This window comes from Blautia sp. AF14-40, from assembly GCF_003479665.1.
Taxonomy (GTDB): domain Bacteria; phylum Bacillota; class Clostridia; order Lachnospirales; family Lachnospiraceae; genus Fusicatenibacter; species Fusicatenibacter saccharivorans.
This window is the reverse complement of the sequence record NZ_QUHK01000011.1, coordinates 1-16615: the sequence shown is the minus strand read 5'-3', so window position 1 is coordinate 16615 and position 16615 is coordinate 1. Positions and strand designations below refer to the sequence as shown.

Here is a 16615-nt window from a genome sequence, read left to right as displayed (position 1 = left end):
ACAGGAGGAAGTTACGTTATGCAGTTCCAGAAAGCAGTACGTCCTCTGCGCGGAGAAATCTCCGTGCCGGGCGATAAATCCATTTCCCACCGCGCCGTCATGTTCGGTGCCATTTCAGAGGGAACCACAGAAGTCACAAACTTTTTACAGGGTGCCGACTGTCTCTCCACCATCTCCTGCTTCCGCAGTATGGGCATTGAGATCGAGAACACGCCGGAGCGCATTCTCGTTCATGGAAAAGGCCTGCACGGGCTTTCGGCTCCGTCCGCCGTTCTCGACTGCGGAAACAGCGGAACAACGGCACGCCTGATCTCCGGCATTCTTGCCGGCCAGAACTTTTCCAGTACACTGACCGGTGACGCTTCCATTCAGAAACGGCCGATGGGACGCATCATCAATCCGCTGACCCAGATGGGCGCTTCCATCCGCAGTATTCCGGAAAACGGCTGCGCGCCGCTTGCGATCAACGGCCATCCGCTCCACGCCATCTCCTATCTTTCGCCGGTCGCATCCGCACAGGTCAAATCGTGTGTCCTGCTTGCCGGACTGTATGCTGACGGAAAAACAAGCGTTACCGAACCGGCTCTTTCCAGAAACCATACGGAGCTGATGCTGAAATTCTTCGGCGCCGACGTTGCCTCCGAAGGGCTGACCGCATCGGTTCTGCCGGACCCGGATCTCCATGGAAATCTCGTCCGTGTGCCGGGAGATATTTCCTCCGCCGCCTACTTCATCGCCGCCGCGCTGATGGTTCCAGGCTCTGAGGTGCTCCTGAAAAATGTCGGCATCAACCCGACCCGCGACGGTATGCTCCGCGTCTGCCGCGCCATGGGTGCTGACATCACACTTCTGAATGAGCAGAACTCCGGCGGAGAACCGGTTGCAGACCTTCTCGTGCGCTATACGCCGTCTCTTTCCGGCACCGTCATCGAGGGCGAACTGATCCCGACCCTGATCGATGAAATCCCGATCATCGCGGTTCTTGCCGCCACAGCGAACGGTACAACCGTGATCCGGAATGCGGAGGAGCTGAAAGTCAAAGAATCGAACCGTCTTGATATCATGGTAAACGAACTCACCGCGATGGGTGTTTCCCTGGAAGGCACGGACGACGGCATGATCATTGAGGGCGGAAAACCGTTCCACGGCGCCCAAATCGACAGCCGCCTCGACCACCGCATTGCGATGTCGTTTGCAATCGCTTCGCTTGCCGCAGAGACACCGACGGAAATCCTGCGCGCCGGCTGTGTGGATATCTCGTATCCGACATTCTACCAGGATCTGGCACGGCTGCAGGCATAAAAAACGTTTAAACAAAAAATGGATTGTGAAGATCATTTCCTCACAATCCATTTTTTTGCTTTTACCCTGTTCTTCCGGCCGTCCCAACCGTTTCTCCCTGCCGTACCCGCGTTTCGATTCCAAGCCGCGAATAATTCCAGATCCGTTTTTCCGGCACTGCGCTTCCCTTCTGTGCCAGAACGATCACTGTCGAACCACCGAAGGCAAAATAGCCTTTCTCTTCGCCGCGCTGTACACGTCTCGCCGCTCCGGCATTTTCATTGACAATCTTTCCGACCATCATCGCGCCGACCTCCATCTGCAGCAGTGTGCCGAAATTTGCGGACTGCAGCAGCGTGTAGGTTCTCGTATTTTCTTTATAGATCGGGCAAAAATCATTCGCCGCCGGATTGACCGTGTGGAGCACACCCTCAATCCGCCGTTCCGTCGAACAGACGCCGTCATCCACAAAGAGATACCGGTGATAATCGTCCACGGAAAGCCGAAACAGAAATAACGTTCCGCCCTCATACCGTTTTGCCAGCTTCCGGTCGCGCAGAAGCTGTTCCAGCGTATATTCTGTGTTCTTGATCTCAAACTTCCCGTTCTCATGAATCGGATAAACCGTAAGCCGCGCATCACACGGGCTGATAAAATCCTGCGGCGCATTGGAAAACGGACGTGCATCCATTTTCAGCTTCCGCACAAAGAAATCATTGAACGAGATAAACTGCTTTGCGGTACATTCCTTCAGTGAAATATGATTTTTCTTTACAAACGGTGCAACCAGCGGCACCGATAAGCGGCTGTCCAGAAAGCAGCCTGCCGCACGAGATACAAATGACTGAACCAGCGGCTGCATCGCGGCTCTTCCGGCGGCATGGCTGTACATCATGTGCAGAAAACGGTCCTGCAGATCATTTTCCTCGCGGATCAGATCAAGCTTTGGATGATTTTTCCCCTGTTTTCGGTAAGGATAAGCGCAGAGTCTCAAATCGTTCTTCCTCCCTTCCAGATCAGAAGTCCGCGGAGCACAGCCACTCCAACGACCGCTACCAGCACAGCAAGCTCTTTATTCGTCGGCTTGCGGAAGCGGAAATCCGTGATAAACAAAACGCCGACCGCCAGCACCAGCAGATGCAGCCAGATCAGAAAGTATCCGCGGCAGAGCGGTGCAAAGACGAACAGCAGCGGCAAAGCTACTGACATCGAGGTAATCGGCAGTCCCTGGTAATATTTCCGGTTCTCCGAAGTTTCATTCTGACGCTTCTCTTCCATCACGTTAAAATATCCCAGACGGATCACGCCCGCAAGACCGTAGAAAATAAGAATCGGAATGCTGTAAAAATGTGTCATGCCAAGCTCATAGCAGAGCACGATCGGAAAGACGCCGAAACAAACCACATCGCAGAGCGAATCGATCTGAATGCCGAACCGCTTTTCATCTTCGGTCCTGTTTTTCTTCGTCCGCGCAATTTTTCCATCGAACATATCGCACAGTCCGGAAAAAGCAAGACAAAAAATCGCCCAGTTAAAGTGCCCCCGCGTTGCAAGAAAAATGCCGCTGATGGACGATGCAAAGCTGATATATGTTAATATTACGGTATAATCATAGAACCCTATCATATGTAGTTCCCCCTCTTTTTTCTCTTTTCGTATTCCCGATCGTAAGCTGTGCGACGATGGTAAAGACTGCACTCACCAGCAGTTCCCCGTAGTAGCCGAGCCCTCTGGAAAGCACCATTGCCGGAAGAAGCAGCGTGCTTCCAAAGACCGGCGGGAAAATTTTCAGGAACAGTGTCTCGCTGATTCCCATTCCTCCCGGAAGCGGCAGCATGTCAACCGATACGGAAATGACCGCCTGCAGCAGCACAATGGTGATAAAGGAAATGCCTGATAAATGGAAGGCGTGGTATACAAACCATGTTGCTGCAAATAAAGCAAACCTCTGTGCAAAGGTAATCGCAAGGACATTGACCAGCACCATTTTGTGGGTGCCAAGATACGCTGCCGTATTCTGGTAGACTTCCATGGAAGCTTCCAGTTTTTTCAGGCGGCTTTCTTTTCGTTTCATCAAATGCAGTTTTTCCACGATTTTCAGTCCCAAAACCAGAATTGTCCGCGCAAGCGCCGGATGAAAAACCAGAATAAGCATGGCTGTGACACAGAAGACATTCAGACCGATTCCCAGATAGAAAACCGGAAGGATTTCCGTCAGATACCGGTGCAGGAAGCCCTGTCCGAACAGAACAAGCCCAAGTCCCACCACGACCAGCACCGCTTTGTAGGTGATCGTGACGATCATCAGAATCACCGTTGATACCGGAAGAGATATTTTCTCCTTTTTCATATAGTAAAGCTGCATCGGCTGGCCGCCGCTTGCGGACGGTGTGATACAGCTGAAAAAGAATCCGACGGAAGAAAACAGAAAACATGTCCGCTTCTTCACCGGAATCTGGAAGGAATGCATCATGTACCAGATGATGATCGATTCTCCCCAGATAAAAAACACGACACAGAACAGTCCCGGCAACAGCCACCGCACATCTGCCCGCCGCATTGCTTCCATCATTGCGCCAAGGTCTTCGCCGTGGAAAACACCGTATATCGTCAACGCAAAAATCACAACGAGAAAAACGGTATTCACGATCATTTTTTTCTTACTCTGCACGGCGTTTCCACCTCCTTCGTTCCAATATCATGCCATACCATGTACCAAGATGCGTGCGTCCCGCGATCTGCCACGTCACTTCTGCCAGAAGCGCTCCGCCAATCACATCTGCAATCACATGCTGCTTTGTTGTCAGCGTAGAGACAAACACGGCAAGTGCCGCCCAGAAAGAGAACCGCTGATACCAGCGCGGAATCTCCCGTCTGCTGCGGACTGCGATATAGCAGAACCAGCTGTTCAGGCAGTGAATCGATGGGAACAAATTGTCCGCCGCATCCATCTGGTAGAGCAAGGCAAGCATCTGATTCCAGAATCCCTGTTCCGGGATCGACGGCCTTACGTTCGTTGTCGGCAGCAGCAGATAAAATGCCATACAGACAAGCCGCGCCAGAACATCTGCTGCAAAGAACCGCCAGACAAATTCTTTCTCTCTGCTTGCGGCAATCAGATAATTTACAATCCAGACCAGATAACAGCCAAAATAAATCACGATCGTCCACGGGATCACCGGGATCTGCTGGTCCAGCACCGTTTCTATATTGTAATGTTTCCACGAACTGGTAAACGGCCGCGTTCCAAAATAAGCGATAAAATTCGCTGTCAGCGTCAGAATTAGCGGCAGGATACCATAGCATGGAAACTTTCTTCTCTCGTCTCTCTTCAAAATCCGTCCTCCCTTGTCTCAAACACGTATCAGTATACGCAAAAACATTCCCTGACACAACCCAGTTCCGCTCGTTTTCAGAAACCTTAATAAAATCTTCTGTTTTTCGGCAGGGAAAAAGAAAGATTTAGAAGATTCGCAGAGAAAAAAACGACCATATAGGGCTTCACGGGTGTTCCTATATGGTCGTTTTCTTTCAGCATCGTATTTTTGTCATAAACGAATTTTTTATTCAATCATCATGGCATCGCCGAAGGAGAAAAAGCGGTATTTTTCTCTTACAGCCTCTTCATAAGCTGCCATAATATGCTCTTTTCCAGCCAGTGCCGATACCAGCATCACCAGTGTGGACTCCGGCAGATGGAAATTGGTGATCAGTCCGTCGATCATCTTGAAGCGGTAACCCGGATAGATAAAGATCTCGGTCCAGCCGCTTCCGGCTTTTAAAATGCCGTCCTCGCCGGTTGCCGACTCCAGAGTACGGCAGCTCGTTGTTCCGACTGCGATCACACGGCCGCCTGCTGCTTTCGTATCGTTGATCAGTTTTGCCTGATCTTCTTCTACCACATAGAACTCAGAGTGCATGTGATGCTGGGTGACATCCTCCACTTTCACCGGACGGAAGGTGCCAAGGCCGACATGCAGGGTTACATGGGCGATCTTTACACCGGCATCCTGTACCTGCTGCAGAAGCTCTTTTGTAAAGTGCAGTCCTGCGGTCGGAGCGGCTGCGCTTCCCTCGTGTTTCGCGTATACCGTCTGGTAGCGGTTCTTGTCCTGCAGTTTGTGTGTGATATACGGCGGCAGCGGCATCTCGCCAAGCTGGTCGAGGATCTCCTCGAAAATGCCGTCGTAATGGAACTGGATCAGACGGTTTCCCTCATCGACAATATCTACAACCTCTCCGGTCAGAATGCCGTCGCCGAAGGAGATCACCGTGCCGACCTTACATTTTTTGCCCGGTTTTACCAGCGTTTCCCAGATGTCATTTTCTTTTCTCTTTAAAAGAAGAATCTCAATTGCCGCATCCGTTCCGACCTTGGAACCATAAAGACGTGCCGGAATTACCTTCGTATCATTGATAACCAGACAGTCGCCTGGTTTCAGATACTGCAGAATATCACGGAAATGACCATGCTTATATTCACCTGTCGTTTTATCCAGATGCATCAGGCGGGAAGCGCTGCGGTCTTCCAGCGGATCCTGTGCAATCAGTTCTTTTGGCAGATCATAATAAAAATCTGATGTTTTCATTTGTTTCCTCCATTCTATGGCAGCCGGCATGATTCGCCGGATTTGCTCTGTTCATTCAACTTTTTTTGCCCAACGGATCCATTATAGCATTTTCCGTACTTTCTGACAAGGAATTCTCTCGAATCCCAATCATCTCCTGTGTGGTCTACTCGATCACTGCCCGGCTTCCTACACCATCCCGGCTTCGATTTTTCGTCACAATGATTTTTTTCTCAATCCGCTCTTTTAACTTGGGCACATGAGAAATAATTCCGACCAGACAGTTTCCATCCGCCAGACCTTCCAGTGCTTTCACCGCCTGATTCAGGGACTCTTCATCGAGAGAACCAAAACCTTCGTCCACAAACATGGAATCTAACCGGATTCCTCCTGCATACGACTGAATTTCATCTGACAGGCCAAGTGCCAGCGAAAGCGATGCCTGAAACGATTCGCCGCCGGAGAGCGTGCGGACACTCCGCTCCGTTCCGTTATAATGGTCAATCACATTCAGTTCCAATCCGGCTTTTTCTTTCTTATTCGTGCCGTCTTCCTGCCGTTTCAGCTCATACTGTCCCTGGCTCATCGTCAGGAAACGCACATTGGCTTTTCGCAGAATCCGGTCAAAATACGCCATCTGCACATACGTTTCCAGTTCAATCTTTTGCTTTCCGCTCACATTTCCACATGCGGTATCCGCAAGCGCATTGACCCATTTGTACTCTTCTTCCACGGTCTGCATCTGACTTTGCTGATTCCGAATGGCATCATATGTGTTCTGATTCGTATTTGCCGCGTGATACTGCTCGTTATAACGCTGATCCAGAACCTGTTTCTGTTCGGAAAGTCCCCTTAAATCTTCCTGTAATTCTATTTCTGACGGGAGTGGCTGTTCCTGTGAATCCGCTGTTTCTAACGCCTGAATCGCCGTAAGCGCCGCCTGTACTTCCATCAGTTTTTTCTGTATGGCATCCAGTTCCTCTTTTGCTGTTTTCTGTGCTTCTTCCAGCCGTTCTTTCTGTGCTTCCCAGGCTGCAATATGTTCCAGAAGTTCTGTTTCTTCTTTTCCCGCAAGCTGCGCCTCTTTTTCCCGGATCCTTTCCAGCAGTGCTTTTCTTTCAGCCTTTTGTTCCGTTTCCCGCAGCTCTTTTTTGCGAATTTCCTGTTCTCTTTGCTCCGTTTTCTGTGTTTCCTCCTGGATTTCCTGTCGGATCTTTTTCAGTTCCTCCTGTTCTGCAAGAATACATTGTTTCTGTTCTGTCAGTTCTTTTCGCTTTTGTTTCAGCCAGTGCTGTTCCCATACAGACCGAATCCACAGTTCTCTTTCTGCATCTGCAAGTTTTTCTGCGATTTCCGATCCCGTAAATTCATTTATCTGTTTTTTCACCGTTTCTGCACTTACCAGATCCTTCAGCTGCTCCTTCCCTTCTCTAGGCTTGCCTTCGGATTTCGCTCCTGTTTTCTGCTGATCCTGTTCTGCCCAGATCGCTCTCTGCTCTTCCAGATTTTCCAGAAGTTTCTCTTCTTGTTCCTTCCATCTCTTCCGATCGCTTTGCAGTACTTCAAGACGGCTCCGCACCTTCTGCAGCCGCTCATGATCCTCTTTCCGCTCAGCTTCCGCTTTTTTCTGCCGTGCGATACATTCTGCACGGCGGCTCACCTTTGCCCGCGTGGCAGCAATCTCTCCCTCACACTGTTTCTGTCTGTTTTTCCGGAAGGAAATCACCTGGGCAATCTGATCAGCCAGGGATTTTCTGTCCTCGCTCTCCCCCGGACCCTTTCTTTGCGCAGGATTCTTTTTCTCCATAAAAGCAGTCGTTTTTTGCGCCTCCGCAATTTCTTTTTCCAACTGTTCTTCCAGTGCTCTTTTGGTTCCTTCTGCCCGGCCAAGCTGTGTCTGTTCCGCTGCAATGGTCTTTTTTATGCTTTCCAGTCTTTTCTGCCGTTCTGTCTGTCTTTTTTCCAGTTCCGCATATTCCATCTGACGTACTTTCTGTGTTTCTTCTTCCTTCCGAAGCTGCTCTGCCTTCTCGACCGCTTCCTGTTGAAATAAAACATCCGGCATCTGTGAAAGTCGCTTCTGTTCGTGTTCTTTCTGACTCTCGGGCAGTTCTCTTAACAGCCATTCCGTTAGCTGTGCACGTTTTTCCTTTACCTGTCTGCGGCAGCTGCCCGCAGCCTCGCTTTGTCCCGCAGCTGCTTCCTCCTGCATCCGAAGTTCTTCTTTCTTGTGATCCAGCGTTTCTTTATCTGGCGTATGTTCTGCTCGTCTGGCAGGCTGCGGATGATGAATAGCGCCGCAGACCGGGCATGGTTCTCCCTCTGTCAGTTTTTCTGCCAGAATTCCCGCCTGTGCATCCAGAAATAAAGATTCCATCGCCTGATATGTTTCCCGTAAAGCATCTCTCTTTTTGATTTCACGCTGGTATGCACCTTGCTTTTCTTCCAGTTCTTTGCGTCCCTGCTCCCAGCTTTCCAGCAGATTTTCCAGCGTTTCCAGCTTCTGGTGGTATTTTTCCTGCAGCAGCGCGGCTCCGTCTCTTTCGGCCAGATGTTCTGCCGTTGTCGCGATATCCGCCTGTAAGTTCTCTTCTTCCTTTCGCAGTTGTGTCACCTGCGCCGCAATCTGCGTCCTTTCAGCCGTCGTTCTCTCCAGCTGTTTTTTCGTTTCTTCTAAAGTGTGGATTTTCTGTTCCAGATTTTTCTTTTCATCCAGCAGTTTTTCGCAGACCTGATCCTGCCCGGCCAGCCTTTCTGCCTCTTCGGCTGCCCTGGCCGCTGTCTCCTCTGTTTCTTTTATTTTTTTACAAAGAACGCTTTCCTCTTCTTTGTTTGCCGTTTCCTCTTTGACTGCGCCTGCAATTGTCTCGCAGTATGCTTCCATCTGCTGTATCTGCTCTGCGGCATACGCTTCTTTTTGTTCCGTCCGTGCAAGTTTCACCTCCGCATCAGAGAGACGTTCTTCCCGTGCTTTCTTCTGTTCCAGGACTTTTTTTGCACGCTCCTGCTCTGTCTGAAGCTGTTCTTTTGCTTCTGTTGCTGCCTGCAGTTCCTTTTGCAGCTGTGTCATTGCACTTTGCTCCTGCTGCACTTTTCGCAGCAGTTCCAGACACACTTTTTCTTCCCGAATCCGCTCTTCCAACTGCTTACAAATCTCTGCCTCTTTCTCTGCCTGCTCACTTCTCTTTTTCTTTTCTTCTTCCTTCGGAAGCAGAGTCTCCCATTCTTTTTCTTTCTGCTCTTTCTCTTTTTGTCTCGTCTGTCGCTCTTTTATTTTTCCCAAAAGCTGGTTTTTCTTTTCGATCTCTTCATTTAGCGTACTCTGCTCGTCTTGCAGCGCCTTTAATTTCTCATCGTCCCATTCGATGCAGCGTGCAAGCAGTTCCATACCGCGCATAACCTGGCCGTCGAATTTATTTTTCTTCAGCCGGTCAAACTCTTTTTTCCATTCTGCCTCTTCCGGGCAGACAACATTGTCCAGATACTGGCTGATGCTGCGTTTCTTTTCATCGTATATTTTCCAGCGCTCCTTTGCTGCTTCCCGCAGACGCTTCTGCAGCTCCTGATAAATCTCTGTGTGAAACATTTTCCGGAAAATTTCACTCCGATCCGCTGTTCCTGTCAGCAGAAGCTTCTGGAAATCTCCCTGCGCAATCATCGCAATCTGTCGGAACTGACGCTGATCCAGCCCGAGAAGTTCTGTCACTTTCTTTGTCACTTCCGAAGTTTTCGTAACCGGCTGCCGCTCATCCGGAAAAATCAGTTCTGCATTCGCTTTCTCCATCGTCATGCCCTGTCCGCGGTCCTTCGGGCGCAGATATTCCGGGTTTCTCTTTACCGTATAGTCCTTTCCCTGATACGTAAACGTAAGCTCTACGAAGGTACGCACCTCCGGTTTTGCATACTTACTGCGGAACATTTCGCCTTTCCGGATTTCACCGCTCGCTTCCCCGTAAAGCGCAAACGTGATGGCATCAAAAATCGTTGTTTTTCCCGCGCCGGTGTCCCCCGTAATCAGATACAGACCGCCGCCAAGCCGGTCAAAATCAAGTTCCATCCGGTCCGCATACGGTCCGAATGCACTGATGACTAATTTCTTTGGTTTCATGCCTTCATCCCCCGTAACAATTCTTCCACCAGCGCTTTCTGCTGTGCGGTCATGCTCTGATTATTCTGTAATTCATAAAATTCCCGGAACAGTTCCAGTTCTGATTTTTCCTCCACTCGTTCCGCCGTGCCAATGTCTGCAGCAGATCGGGTTCTTTTGTTATCGTACTCCAGGCGCATCAGGTTCGGATAGATCGTTCGGAGTTTTGCCATTCCATCCGGCACATCTTCTTCATCCGTCAACGTCACCAGAAGGTAATCCTCGCAGTCGCTGTTCTCATAAAATGTTTTTGCCGTGACTTCCAGATACGTCCCCCGGATTTTCCTGAGATCGTGCAAGGGCTTTAATGGAATTGTTCTAAGCTCCACCGTTCCTTTTTCTTTTAATTCGATCACCGTAATCGTTTTTTCCTGTCCTGCTTCCGAAAAAGAATATTTCAGCGGCGAACCGCAATAGCGAACCGTATCTCTTTCCACCTTCTGTGGGCTGTGGATGTGCCCCAGTGCAGCATAATCAAATTTTTCAAACAATTCTGCCGGAATCTGATCCAAGTCGCCAACCTGCAGTTCTTCTGCATCACATCGTTTTGCCCCGGTTACGAACTGGTGGGCCAGAATCACATTTCGATCCTGTTCATCAACCAGATCCTGTTCCAGTGCAATCCGAACTGCATCCGCTGTACACATTACTTCTTCCGCACGCTCCGGCAGGGCATGGCGCACCACCGCAGGCCGTAAAAACGGAAGCAGATGAATCCACACCGTGCCATACGCATCCTGCAGCGGAATTTTCTCTATCGTTCCATTGTATACCTTTGAAAAATAGATCCCGCTTTTTCCCATCAGGCTGGATCCAAATGCCAGACGCTCGGCGGAATCATGGTTTCCACTGATGATAAAAGTGGGAATCCGATTGGTGGAAAGCTCTGTCAGAAACGCGTCAAAAACCTGAACCGCTTCTGCACTTGGAATCGTACTGTCGTAAATATCTCCGGAAAGCAGTACGCCATCTGGTCTCTCTCTTTTTGCAGCATGCAGAATCTGCGACAAAATGTACTTCTGATCCTCGATCATCGAAAATTCATTGACTCGCTTTCCGATGTGGAGATCGGATAAGTGGAATAATTTCATAAGCGCCTCCCTGTCATTTTCCATGGTATTGTAATCTGCCGGGCCCGCCACTGGCAGCCCCCTCCGAACGTAAAACAACAAAAACCCCTGCTTTCGCAGGAGCTCTCTCTTTCGTAGCGAGAGGGGGATTCGAACCCTCGACACCGCGGGTATGAACCGCGTGCTCTAGCCAACTGAGCTATCTCGCCATATTCATTTTCAACACCGTTTTTCATAAAATATGGGGCCTATAGGGCTCGAACCTATGACCCTCTGCTTGTAAGGCAGATGCTCTCCCAGCTGAGCTAAGACCCCATATTTGTTTTCTAGCAGTTCTTACGTCCTGCTGACAATATGTATATTAGCACGCTTTGTTCTGTTTGTCAACGATATTTTTTGAAATTTTTCAAATTTTTTCTTTTGTTTCTACAATACCAGCGATTTCATGTCCTTCCGGCATACGCTGTCTTTAACTATCCATTCTTCTAACAGATCTTTCAGGGCATTTGCACTGACCGGTGCATAAGCACTTGGCTTTACCACCGCAGTATTTCCTGCCGCAATGGCATCTACCAGCGGTTCTAACGTCAGCAGAACAGGGTAATTCCACGGGCTCATAATCAGCACATTGCCATAAGGAGAAGGGCTTCGATAACTTTTTGCAGCGAACTGCGCCAGCGGTGTTCTGACATGTTTTGTTCTGCAAAGCCGCCCTAAGTGCTGCTTCATCCAGCGGATTTCCCCCTGCACCAGTCCAATCTCACACATCACACTCTCCGTCTTGCTCTTTCCAAGATCCGTATGCAGCGCTTTGCAGAGGATCTGCTCCTGTTTTTGCAAGGCCATTTCCAATCTGCTCAAAGCCTCCATCCGCACATACAAACGCCCATTTAATGCGGTACGAACCGAAACAATACGATCCGCATTTACAATCGTTGTCTTTGATGCACGCTTCATACATTTTCTTGTTATTTTCTCTTCCAACTGATACAGTCTGCTTTTAATTTCATAAAACTTATTTGACGTATAAGCAAACACCTTGTTTTGCACTGCCTCGAAATATAAAATATCTTCTGTTCTTATGGAAACACATTCTTTCTTTTCTGTGTATCCCCGGATAGATTCCCCTTTGCTTCTTACATACTCTTTTATTTCTGCAAATTCTTTCGTAAACTTTACATATTCGAGTATAACGCCCTCTTTTTCCGGGTCATCGATCTCTCTTTCTGCAATATTCATAACTGTCTCTTTTCTCATTTTTTATTCATTCTATAGTCGAAGGATATATTTACTTCCCATCTTTCTCCGGAAGAGCTGTCATGCACAAAAAAATAATTCCAAATACCACAACACATCCCACCATAAGCATCACCATCTGATTTACACTTACTACAGACCCCTGGAACTTCGGGTTACAATCCAGTGTATCACGAATCGCAGTAATCATTTCTTCTGGCAGCTGATTGTTCTCCATCTCTTCGAAGATTCCACGGAGCATATGATTTTTCAGCAGGGAAGTTCCGTAGGTACTTGGCAGATACGACAGTACTTTCTGCAGGCCGCTGCCGAAATTTGAAATCGGCATGTAAGCTCCGCATAAAAATCCATACCCGGCACTTACGATCGTTCCTACTGCGGATAACTGACCCTGGGTTGTCAGTGGAAAACTGACGATGCTTGACAACGTGCTTCCAAAGAGTACCAGTAAAATTTCATCGAGAAGAACCCAGAGTACATCTACAGCGCTCATATACCAGCCCATTTTGTACATATAGCCAAGGCATAATACAAGCGCAAGCCCATTCACCAGCAGGGAATTGACTACAGTAGATAAAAAATACCCAAGATAAAGCTGTGCTTTGCTGATTGGCGATACATTAAAATCTTTCCTTGTTCCGTTTGCCCGGTCCTGTACCATCGTAAGATTCACGCAGAATGTCACAGTCACACAGCTGACTGCCAGAAGAGCCGCGGCAAGCTGTGCGGCCACCGTTCCATCGATCAGTTTGTCTGAGATTGTAATCATGTCCGGGATCGCGGACACAAAGGAATCTCTGTATACGTTTGCCAGAAATGTAGCATACAGCAAAATCAGAATTCCCGGAGTAATTAAAGCTGAAAAAAACATTCCTCTGTCTTTAAAAAACAATTTTCTGTTTCGACTTATAAGTGCAAATACTGCCTTCATCTGTGCTCACCTCCCAATGTTTTTCCTGTTACAGCAAGAAATACATCATCCATTCTGCCCTTTACCACTTCATAATCACGGAATATTTCCTGATGTTCCACGATCAGCCGGGTAGCCTCTGCGGTATTTTTTACTTTTAACTGATAGCCATCCCGGATCTTTTTATACTCTCTGCCCAGTGTTTTGATTTCTTCTTCTGTCACACCATAAACAGACATAGTGTCCTGCACATACTCATTTTTCAGCTCAAAAGGAGTTCCTTCTGCCACGATGCTTCCTTTATCCAGAATCACCACATAACCGGCATTTGCAGCTTCTTCCATGTAGTGCGTAGTCAGAAAAACTGTCAGCTTTTCTTCCATTCGAAGTTTTTCAATGATATCCCAGATCAAAAGCCGCGTCTGTGGGTCAAGTCCTGTCGTTGGTTCATCTAAAATCAGAAGTTCGGGCCGATGCAGCAAGGCTCTTGCAATATCAATTCTTCTTCTCTGTCCGCCGGACAGTTTTCCGACCGGCCGGTTCAGATAATCTCCGAAATCAAAAATCTCCACTAGTTCCCGCAATCTTTTTTCAAACGCTTTTCCTGTTATTCCATAAAGCGCTGCTCTGTTTTTCAGATTTTCCCTGACGGTAAGTGGCTTGTCCAGCACACTGTCCTGAAATACCACGCCAAGCATTGTTCCAACTTTCCTTCCGATCTTATCCAGATCTGTGCCCTGGATCTGAACCGTTCCGCTGTCTTTGCGAAGCTGCCCGCAGATGATCGAAATCGTTGTGCTCTTCCCTGCCCCGTTTACACCAAGGAATGCAAAGAGCTCTCCTTTTTTCACCTGAAAACTCAGATCATTGACTGCTTTTACATCACCAAAGCTTTTCTTTAAATGAGTGATTTTAATCATATCTGTTTCCATTACGCCTGCCCTCTCCTTTGATTTCTTTGCTGTTCCACACAAAAAATATCAGACAATTTCAATTGATACAAAACGTGATTTTTATATCCACATACCGATGTTTGTCCAAATACAGCTTCCCGAACATTCTGCACCCAGGATGCTTCCCTGTTGTGGCAATATACCATAACATGTTCTTCCTGCTTTGGATCAATCTGTTCCACCTCACATTTCATCCATCTCACCCCCAGTTATTCCTATTTCTTTTATATATGATTTTACAGCATTCGTCCAGTCTGCATGATGTGAAATGCAGAAATTCGCGGGTAAGATGCCAATTTCTGTTGTCTGCTCGTCTGGCGCATAGGAATTCATAAAAATAAGTGGAAAGCCATGTCAATGGACATGAAACTTTCCACTTATTCATTTTCATAAATTTTTTAATCACTTGAAACTCCACGTCATGAATTCCCGCTTATCCTAATACTTCAAATCTGCCATGTGTATCACCTGTAATATATATCATATCTGTCCTTTCTGAAATGATTGTTCATAACCATTCACATTGTACCATATTTGTCAGGCGGCAAATTATCCTTCCCACCTACTGTAAACTTCCTGCAAATTAAATTAGTATATCACATTATCGGCAATAAAACCATATATTTCGTTTTTCCTTATTGTTATTTTTGCCGCAAGCAGAATGCTGTTTTGGGAGGTAACACCTGATCTTACACACTTCTTGTATGCATTCTGGACTGCAGAGCTTGCCACAGTTGCGGCTGGTGCTGTTTACCATTACCTCATCCAATGGCTATTATATACTACATGATTGACTTTCTGTTCTGTACTGATTTTCTCTCAACAACCATAGACAAACTCCACACAAAAATATATAATAAAACACAAAAAGCCAGAAAGGAGCCCCATGCTTTTAGACGAATTCGATCCATCCAAAACCGCAGTAATTAATCCATGGGATCTGATCAAAGAAATCGATCAGATTCCCAAAACAGCGATCGCCTGTTATTCTCACATAACATTCGAGCGAATCGTTGCGGAACTTCAGGCAGAAATCATCGCAGAGACGAGTACCGCAAATGGTAAAAAGCCAATCTACCGTGCCAAATATAAAGGCAGTGAACTTTCCCTTTTCATGATTGATGTCGGTGCCCCGACAAGTGTGGGAATGCTTGAGGACGTCTACCAGATGGGAGTGCAGACCGTTGTTATATTTGGAACCTGCGGTGTTTTAGATGGCAGTATTGCAGATTGTTCCATTATTATTCCAAACGCAGCTGTTCGGGATGAGGGGACAAGCTATCACTATATGCCCCCGTCAGACGAAATCCGGGTGAATCAAAAACATATGGAAATGTTAACCAGACTTCTGGATAAAATGCACGTAACCTATACGGTTGGAAAAGTATGGACTACCGATGCTTTTTACCGGGAAACCGTGGAAAAAGTAAAGCGCAGAAAAATGCAGGGCTGTATCTGCGTTGATATGGAGTGCTCTGCAAATGCAGCCGTGGCTCAGTTTCGAGACAGGAATCTGATCCAGTTCTTTTACGCAGCAGACAATCTGGATGCAGAAGAATGGGATATCAGAAGTCTCCACAACTGTGATAAACTGGAAGAAAAAGACAGAATTGCAGCCATAGCGCTCGAAATAGCACTGCAAAGCGAACGCTGGCAGAAAGAAGGAAATAGCGATAAAATATGCCTATAAAAATAGAAAAATCTTAGACGGCACCAAAGAAATGCAGGTACAGACTGGCCTTATCCTTCTCACGGATGGAGAAAAAATCACCGGCCTTGTCCCGGATGGTTCTGATCTTTCGGGTTATACGGAAGTAGATCTTGCCGGAAAGTACATCATGCCGGGACTTATTAACATGCATGTGCACCTTGCCGGAAACGGAAAACCGTAGAAAAAACAGCGGGACAATGAAAAACTGGTCAAAACCCTGATGAGCACCGGGCTTTCCCGTGCCACTGCCTACCGCACGGTGGCAGGCTTTGCAAAAACAGAGCTGCTAAGCGGCGTCACTACCATCCGAACCGTAGGCGGTCTTGGCACGTTTGATACACGGCTGCGGGATGGAATTGCGGCCGGAAAGAAAATCGGCCCGAGAATCCTTGCGGCAAACGAAGGAATTTCTGTACCGGGCGGTCATATGGCGGGTTCTGTTGCAATTGCCGCAGAAAACATCGATGCTGCAGTTGCTCACGTAGAAGAAGCAAAGCGGGAAAATGTTGATCTGATCAAGCTGATGATCACGGGCGGTGTCCTGGAGGCAAAAGAAAAGGGCGTACCAGGAGAGCTGAAAATCCGGTTTGGTAACACTTCGCTGTGAAGGCGTCCCAGGACAGCTTCATAGTTTCCTCCAATAGCTTCATAGCACTCTCGCATTGTCATATTTTGGTCCTCCTGTCAATTGTATTCCACTAATTCATGAACCTCTGCT

Annotated in this window: 15 protein-coding genes and 2 tRNA genes; 4 read left to right on the top strand and 13 right to left on the bottom strand. The window is 47.8% G+C overall.

Going from position 1 to position 16615, the window contains the following annotated elements; translation table 11 throughout:
• Positions 1–18: 18 nt before the first annotated feature.
• Positions 19–1302, top strand: coding sequence for a 3-phosphoshikimate 1-carboxyvinyltransferase (aroA, locus tag DWW13_RS09670; protein ID WP_118601548.1), 1284 nt, complete (start codon positions 19–21; stop codon positions 1300–1302).
• Positions 1303–1363: 61 nt separating this feature from the next.
• Here aroA and DWW13_RS09665 read toward each other — a convergent pair whose 3' ends face one another.
• From DWW13_RS09665 to DWW13_RS09605, 13 genes are all read right to left on the bottom strand, one after another.
• Positions 1364–2275 carry a phosphatidylserine decarboxylase gene (locus DWW13_RS09665; protein ID WP_243001889.1) on the bottom strand — a complete coding sequence of 304 codons (912 nt, stop codon included), beginning with the start codon at positions 2273–2275 and terminating at the stop codon, positions 1364–1366.
• Positions 2272–2907 carry a CDP-alcohol phosphatidyltransferase family protein gene (locus DWW13_RS09660; protein WP_022461413.1) on the bottom strand — a complete coding sequence of 212 codons (636 nt, stop codon included), beginning with the start codon at positions 2905–2907 and terminating at the stop codon, positions 2272–2274. Before DWW13_RS09660 ends, DWW13_RS09665 begins: the two co-directional genes overlap by 4 nt.
• On the bottom strand, positions 2891–3952 hold the full coding sequence (locus tag DWW13_RS09655) for a lysylphosphatidylglycerol synthase transmembrane domain-containing protein (RefSeq protein ID WP_118601547.1): 1062 nt from the start codon (positions 3950–3952) through the stop codon (positions 2891–2893). Before DWW13_RS09655 ends, DWW13_RS09660 begins: the two co-directional genes overlap by 17 nt.
• Positions 3942–4616, bottom strand: coding sequence for a phosphatase PAP2 family protein (locus DWW13_RS09650; RefSeq protein ID WP_243026097.1), 675 nt, complete (start codon positions 4614–4616; stop codon positions 3942–3944). Before DWW13_RS09650 ends, DWW13_RS09655 begins: the two co-directional genes overlap by 11 nt.
• A 228-nt stretch (positions 4617–4844) precedes the next feature.
• Positions 4845–5870: a tRNA preQ1(34) S-adenosylmethionine ribosyltransferase-isomerase QueA gene (gene queA / locus DWW13_RS09645; protein WP_055228237.1), complete on the bottom strand. Its 1026-nt coding sequence runs from the start codon at positions 5868–5870 to the stop codon at positions 4845–4847.
• Positions 5871–6015: 145 nt separating this feature from the next.
• Positions 6016–9957 carry an AAA family ATPase gene (locus DWW13_RS09640; protein ID WP_055228236.1) on the bottom strand — a complete coding sequence of 1314 codons (3942 nt, stop codon included), beginning with the start codon at positions 9955–9957 and terminating at the stop codon, positions 6016–6018.
• Entirely contained in the window at positions 9954–11087 is a 1134-nt protein-coding gene (locus tag DWW13_RS09635) for an exonuclease SbcCD subunit D (protein ID WP_055228284.1), read from the bottom strand. The genes DWW13_RS09640 and DWW13_RS09635 overlap by 4 nt, the downstream gene beginning before the upstream one ends.
• Before the next feature lie 114 nt (positions 11088–11201).
• Positions 11202–11275 (bottom strand) — tRNA-Met (locus tag DWW13_RS09630).
• Between the two features lie 33 nt (positions 11276–11308).
• Positions 11309–11381, bottom strand: a tRNA-Val gene (locus DWW13_RS09625).
• Between the two features lie 111 nt (positions 11382–11492).
• Complete coding sequence (locus DWW13_RS19375; protein WP_118719977.1) at positions 11493–12323, bottom strand: aldehyde dehydrogenase family protein; 831 nt, start codon at positions 12321–12323, stop codon at positions 11493–11495.
• Between the two features lie 31 nt (positions 12324–12354).
• Positions 12355–13254, bottom strand: a complete 900-nt coding sequence (locus DWW13_RS09615; RefSeq protein WP_055228231.1) for an ABC transporter permease — start codon at positions 13252–13254, stop codon at positions 12355–12357.
• A complete protein-coding gene (locus DWW13_RS09610; RefSeq protein WP_118719975.1) occupies positions 13251–14165 on the bottom strand; it encodes an ABC transporter ATP-binding protein in 915 nt (304 codons plus the stop codon). Before DWW13_RS09610 ends, DWW13_RS09615 begins: the two co-directional genes overlap by 4 nt.
• Positions 14165–14368, bottom strand: coding sequence for a hypothetical protein (locus DWW13_RS09605; protein ID WP_147398322.1), 204 nt, complete (start codon positions 14366–14368; stop codon positions 14165–14167). The genes DWW13_RS09610 and DWW13_RS09605 overlap by 1 nt, the downstream gene beginning before the upstream one ends.
• Before the next feature lie 704 nt (positions 14369–15072).
• On the opposite strand from DWW13_RS09605, the gene DWW13_RS09600 reads away from it, so the two are divergent.
• The 3 genes from DWW13_RS09600 to DWW13_RS18985 are packed head-to-tail and all read left to right on the top strand — an operon-like array spanning position 15073 to position 16504.
• Positions 15073–15876: a nucleoside phosphorylase gene (locus DWW13_RS09600; RefSeq protein ID WP_118719971.1), complete on the top strand. Its 804-nt coding sequence runs from the start codon at positions 15073–15075 to the stop codon at positions 15874–15876.
• Positions 15877–15907: 31 nt separating this feature from the next.
• Positions 15908–16078 (top strand): hypothetical protein, encoded by a 171-nt coding sequence (locus DWW13_RS18990; RefSeq protein ID WP_199674844.1) that lies wholly within the window; start codon positions 15908–15910, stop codon positions 16076–16078.
• Between the two features lie 39 nt (positions 16079–16117).
• On the top strand, positions 16118–16504 hold the full coding sequence (locus DWW13_RS18985) for a hypothetical protein (protein WP_173815339.1): 387 nt from the start codon (positions 16118–16120) through the stop codon (positions 16502–16504).
• Positions 16505–16615 lie beyond the last annotated feature (111 nt).